The organism is Streptomyces sp. HSW2009, from assembly GCF_040240285.1.
In the GTDB taxonomy this organism is placed as follows: Bacteria; Actinomycetota; Actinomycetes; order Streptomycetales; family Streptomycetaceae; genus Streptomyces.
In genome coordinates, this window is record NZ_JBEHZD010000560.1 from 1 (window position 1) to 4,805 (window position 4,805).

General features: G+C 76.3%; 5 protein-coding genes. 3 read left to right on the top strand and 2 right to left on the bottom strand.

The genetic code is table 11. From position 1 onward, the window contains the following. The 3 genes from AAHZ94_RS28530 to AAHZ94_RS28540 all read left to right on the top strand — a co-directional run. Positions 1-1,036, top strand: a 1,036-nt coding sequence (locus tag AAHZ94_RS28530) for a DNA-3-methyladenine glycosylase family protein (protein WP_349996461.1), incomplete at its 5' end; no start/stop codon positions are given. Positions 1,037-1,195: 159 nt separating this feature from the next. Next, the gene (locus tag AAHZ94_RS28535; protein WP_349996463.1) at positions 1,196-1,918 is read left to right on the top strand and encodes a 2OG-Fe(II) oxygenase; all 723 of its coding nucleotides are present in this window, start codon (positions 1,196-1,198) and stop codon (positions 1,916-1,918) included. A gap of 13 nt (positions 1,919-1,931) precedes the next feature. Next, positions 1,932-2,642 (top strand): histone deacetylase, encoded by a 711-nt coding sequence (locus tag AAHZ94_RS28540; RefSeq protein WP_349996464.1) that lies wholly within the window; start codon positions 1,932-1,934, stop codon positions 2,640-2,642. A gap of 84 nt (positions 2,643-2,726) precedes the next feature. Here the strand turns inward: AAHZ94_RS28540 and AAHZ94_RS28545 are convergent, their stop codons facing one another. Together AAHZ94_RS28545 and AAHZ94_RS28550 are read right to left on the bottom strand one after the other, a co-directional pair. Beyond that, on the bottom strand, positions 2,727-4,052 hold the full coding sequence (locus tag AAHZ94_RS28545) for a 6-phospho-beta-glucosidase (protein WP_349996465.1): 1,326 nt from the start codon (positions 4,050-4,052) through the stop codon (positions 2,727-2,729). Continuing rightward, positions 4,049-4,723 (bottom strand): DeoR/GlpR family DNA-binding transcription regulator, encoded by a 675-nt coding sequence (locus AAHZ94_RS28550; protein WP_349996467.1) that lies wholly within the window; start codon positions 4,721-4,723, stop codon positions 4,049-4,051. The genes AAHZ94_RS28545 and AAHZ94_RS28550 overlap by 4 nt, the downstream gene beginning before the upstream one ends. Positions 4,724-4,805 lie beyond the last annotated feature (82 nt).

Here is a 4,805-nt window from a genome sequence, read left to right on the forward strand (position 1 = left end):
GCCGCACGGCATCCCGCTGCGGCTGGCCTACCGGGGCGTGTTAGCCGGCCGGGAACTCTTCGACCACCTCCAGCAACGGCACGTCGCCGGCGTGGAGGAGGTGACCGGCGAGCCCGGCGGCCGGCTGTACCGCAGGACGCTGCGGCTGCCGGGTGGCGGCGGCATCGTGGAGGTGCGCGAGCCCGCCGCCGACCAGGGCTGGCTCGCCTGCCGGCTGCACCTGTGCGAGCTGCGCGACCTGACGACGGCCGGCCAGCGGATGCGCAGGCTGTTCGACCTGGACGCGGACCCGTACGCGGTGGCCGAGCGGCTGGGCGGCTGCCCGTACCTGGGCCCGCTGGTCGCGGCTCGTCCGGGGCTGCGGGTGCCGGGCGCGGCCGATCCGCACGAGCTCGCCCTGCGCGCCGTGCTCGGCCAGGGCGTGTCGCTGCACGAGGCGCGCCGCCGGGGCGCGGCGCTGGTCAGCGCGTACGGCGCGGTGCTCGCGACCGCGAACGGGGAGCTGACGCACCTGTTCCCGAGCGCGGCCGAACTGGCCGAAGCGCCGCTGGACGCGCTCGACCTGCCGCCCGCAGGGCGCACCACGCTGCGCGCCCTGGCCACCGCGCTCGCCGACGGCAGCCTGAGCCTGGACCCCGGCGCCGACCGGGCCGAGGCCGAACGCCGGCTGCGCGACCTGCCTGGACTCGCAGGACGGACCGCCCGCGCCATCCGGATGCGGGCGCTGGGCGACCCGGACGTGCTGCTGCTCGGCGCCGAGCACGGCCAGCAGGACCCGCCCCCGCGGGGCGGCACGGGGCAGCCGGCGTGGGACGCGGCGGGGGAGCCGGCAGGATCGGGCCAGGAGCGCTGGCGCCCGTGGCGCTCGTACGCCACTCACTATCTGTGGGCGGCGGCCCGGCAGCCGGCTGCGGGTGCATACGCGCCGGCCACGGCGGTGACATCCGCAGGCACTCACGCACCGGCCACAGCGGCGACATCCTCGGCCGCCCACGCGCCGGCCGCGCCCGGGTCACCCGCAGCCGCCCACGCCTGACCACCGACCGCCCACGCGGCAGCCCCGCGGGCGATGGCCCCGCACGCGCCGCCCGTTGCCGCCCGCTGACTCCCCTGCGCGCTGCCCCCGCCCCGTACCGCTCCGGGCATGGCGCACTCGCCCGAGCCTGCCCCCGCCCGAACGTCCGTGGAGAACCCGATGACCAGCGCCCGCCCCACCCCGCTCACCCGCATCCGCGACATCGACTGGCAGGCGCTCGCCGACGAGGTCGACGCGTACGGCTGCGCACTCACTCCGCGGCTGCTCGACCCCGAGCAGTGCCGGGAGATCACGCGGCTGTACGACGAGCCGCAGCACTTCCGGTCGACGGTCGACATGGCGCGCTACCGGTTCGGCTCCGGCCAGTACCGGTACTTCGACCACCCGATCCCGCCCACCGTCGCCGCGCTCCGGGCGGCGTTCTACCCGCGGCTGCTGCCCATCGCCCGCGACTGGGCGGCCAGGCTGCGCCGCCCCGCGCCCTGGCCCGACACGCTGGAGGAGTGGCTCGCGGAGTGCCACGCCGCGGGGCAGACCAGGCCGACGCCCATCCTGCTGCGGTACGGCGTCGGCGACTGGAACGCCCTGCACCGCGACCTCTACGGCGACCTGGTCTTCCCGCTCCAGGTGGTCATCGGGCTCGACGCGCCGGGCACCGACCACACCGGGGGCGAGTTCCTGCTGGTCGAGCAGCGCCCGCGGGCCCAGTCGCGCGGCACCGCGGTGGCGCTGCCGCAGGGCCACGGCCTGGTCTTCACCACGCGCGAACGCCCCGTGCGCAGCGCCCGCGGCTGGTCCGCCGCCCCGGTACGCCACGGGGTGAGCGTGCTGCGAACGGGGCAGCGGCACACCCTCGGGCTGGTCTTCCACGACGCCGCCTGATGGGATGGCCGGGATGAACACCCCAGGACATGCGGACGGGCCGGCGGGTCACGACCCCGGTGAGTCGGCCGCGCCCCGGGCCGCAGCGGCGACGCCAGCAGCCGCATCCGGCCGGCTGTGGTACGTGGCCTACGGCTCCAACCTGCACGCCGCCCGCCTCGCCTGCTACCTGACCGGCGGCGCCCCCGCGGGCGGCGCCATGGTGCACCCCGGCTGCCGCGACCCGAGCCCGCCCGAGCGCAGCCTGCCGGTGGTCATCCCGGGGCGGCTGTACTTCGCCACCCACTCGCCCCGCTGGGGCGGCGGCCGGGCCTTCTACGACTCGGCCGCACCCGGCGAGACCGCGGCCCGCGCCTATCTGCTCAGCCGCGCCCAGTTCTCCGACATCGCGGCCCAGGAGATGTACCGCGAACCGGGCCGCGACCTCGACCTGACCGAGGTGCTGACCGCGGGGCGGTCCGCACTCGGGCCCGGCCGGTACGACACGTTGGTACGCGTGGGCACCCTGGCCGACCTGCCCATGGTCACCTGCACCGCGCCGTGGCACCTCCACGAGGTGGCGCCCTGCGCGCCCTCGGCCGGGTACCTGTACCACCTGGCCACCGGGCTGATGGACGCCCACCGCTGGGACGCGGCCCGGGCCGCCCGCTACCTGGCGAGCGCCCCCGGCGCGGCGGGCCACTGGACGGAGCCGGACATCGCCGCGCTGGTCAGGGCGGAGTAACTGCGCCGGCCTACGGGGTGGCTGCGCCGGCCTGCGGGGTCGCCGGACGGGCCCACGGGGTGGCCGCGCCCCACTGCCCCTCGCTCACTCGCCGCCCTGGGCCGCTGCCAGTACCCGGCGGGCCGCGGCCACCGAGTCCACCAGGGGGTGCAGGGCGATGGCGCGCAGTGCCGCCCGGTGCGAGCCGCTGGCGGCGGCCTCGATCGCGGACCGCTCCACCTCCTTGAGGCTGAGCATCAGCCCCAGTTGGCCGGGCTGCACCGCGCCGACGGCCAGCGGCCTCGCGCCGCCCGCGTCCACCGTGCAGGGCACCTCCACCACGGCGTCCGTGTCCAGGCCGGGCACGGCCGAGCGGTTGCGGACGTTGAGGATGAGCGTGCTGCGCTCGCCCCGGGAGATGGCCCGCATCACCGCGAGCGCCACCCGGTCGTAGCCGCCGCCCTCCAGGTCGCAGGAGTCGCGCTCCCAGCCGCCGGTGGCCTCCCGGCTCTCCGCCATGTACGTCTCCTCGCGCTCCAGCCGGGTGCGTTCCCACGCGGCGAGGGCCTGCTCGGGCCTGGCGGTGGCCGCGTCGTAGAACGCCGCCTGCTGGTCGCGGAGGAACTCGCCGCGCGTCTGCGTGGCGTCCCGGATCGCGGCGAGCGCGTCCCGGTGGAAGTAGTAGTAGTGCAGGTACTCGTTGGGCAGCGCGCCGAGCGTCTGGAGCCAGTCGGCGCCGAACAGCTTGCCCTCCTCGAACGAGGTCAACGCCGCCTCGTCGGTGAGGAGTTGGGGCAGCCGGTCCCGGCCGTCGACGGTGATGCCGCGCAGCCAGCCGAGGTGGTTGAGCCCCACGTAGTCGAAGCTCGCCCGATCCGGGTCGACGCCGGCGGCGCGGGCCGCGCGGCGGCACAGGCCGATCGGCGAGTCACAGATGCCGATCACCCGGTCGCCCAGGACGCGCTGCATGGCCTCGGTGACCATGCCCGCCGGGTTGGTGAAGTTGATGACCCAGGCGTCCGGTGCGAGCGCCGCGACGCGCTCGGCGATGTGCACCGCCACCGGCAGCGTGCGCAGCCCGTACAGCACGCCGCCCGCGCCCACCGTCTCCTGCCCGAGCAGCCCCTCGGTCAGCGGCAGCCGCTCGTCCCTGGCCCGGCCGGCGAGGCCACCGACCCGGATCGCGGAGAAGACGAAGTCGGCGCCGCGCAGCGCCTCGTCCAGATCGGTGGTGGCCCGTACGGCGGGGGCGCCCGGCCGGCCGGCGGCCAGTTCGGCGAGCACCGCGCCGATCGCGTCGAGCCGCTGCTGGTCGGTGTCGTGCAGGACGACCTCCGTACAGCGGCCGGCGGCGTCGCCCGGGTCGTTCAGCAGCGACCGGTAGACCAGCGGCATGCGGAATCCGCCGCCGCCCAGAACGGTCAGCCTCATATGGTCAGTACCTCCACATCGGCCTCACGGAACACGGCGAGCGTCGCCGGGTCTGAGGTGTCGTTGGTGATCAGGGTGTCGATGTCGCGCGGGCCGCAGACCCGGACCAGGCCGGTCGCCCCGGGGAACTTGCCGGCCGTGGCCAGCAGCACCACCTGGTGGGCGGCGGCCAGCATGGCCCGCTTGACGGGCACCTCCACCTCGGTGCTGTCGAGCACGCCGCCGTCCGGCAGTACGCCGCTGGCGCCCAGGAAGAGCCGGCCCACGTGGAGTTGGCGCAGGCTGGTCTCGGTGAGGAAGCCGACCAGCGACTGGTAGTTGCGGCGCACCCGGCCGCCGAGCAGCAGCAGCGTCACGGCCGGGTCGTCGCGCAGTTCGTCGAAGACCGCCAGGCTGCTGGTCACCACCGTGACCTCGCGGCCCCGCAGCAACTTGGCGAGCTGGAGCGTGGTGGTGCCGATGTCGAGCAGCAACACATCGCCGTCCGCGACCAGTTGGGCGGCCCGGCCGGCAACCGCCGCCTTGTCCGCCAGGTCGTCGACGGCCACCGCGGCGAACGGCCGCTCGTCTCCCGCCCGGCCGGTGGCCAGCGCGCCGCCGTAGATCCGGGTCAGCCGCCCGGCGCGGCCGAGCGCGTCCAGGTCCCGCCGGGCGGTCGCCCCCCATACCACCCCAGCGCGGGCGGACTACCCCCTTGGCCGCCCCCCCAACCCCCCCCGCCGAAACCCCCCCAAAACGCGGGCGGGCCGGGGG

Excerpts from the sequence above, each read along its gene's own strand:
- AAHZ94_RS28545 (WP_349996465.1), bottom strand. The coding sequence starts at position 4,052 with ATGAGGCTGACCGTTCTGGGCGGCGGCGGATTCCGCATGCCGCTGGTC.
- AAHZ94_RS28535 (WP_349996463.1), top strand. The coding sequence starts at position 1,196 with ATGACCAGCGCCCGCCCCACCCCGCTCACCCGCATCCGCGACATCGAC.
- AAHZ94_RS28540 (WP_349996464.1), top strand. The coding sequence starts at position 1,932 with ATGAACACCCCAGGACATGCGGACGGGCCGGCGGGTCACGACCCCGGT.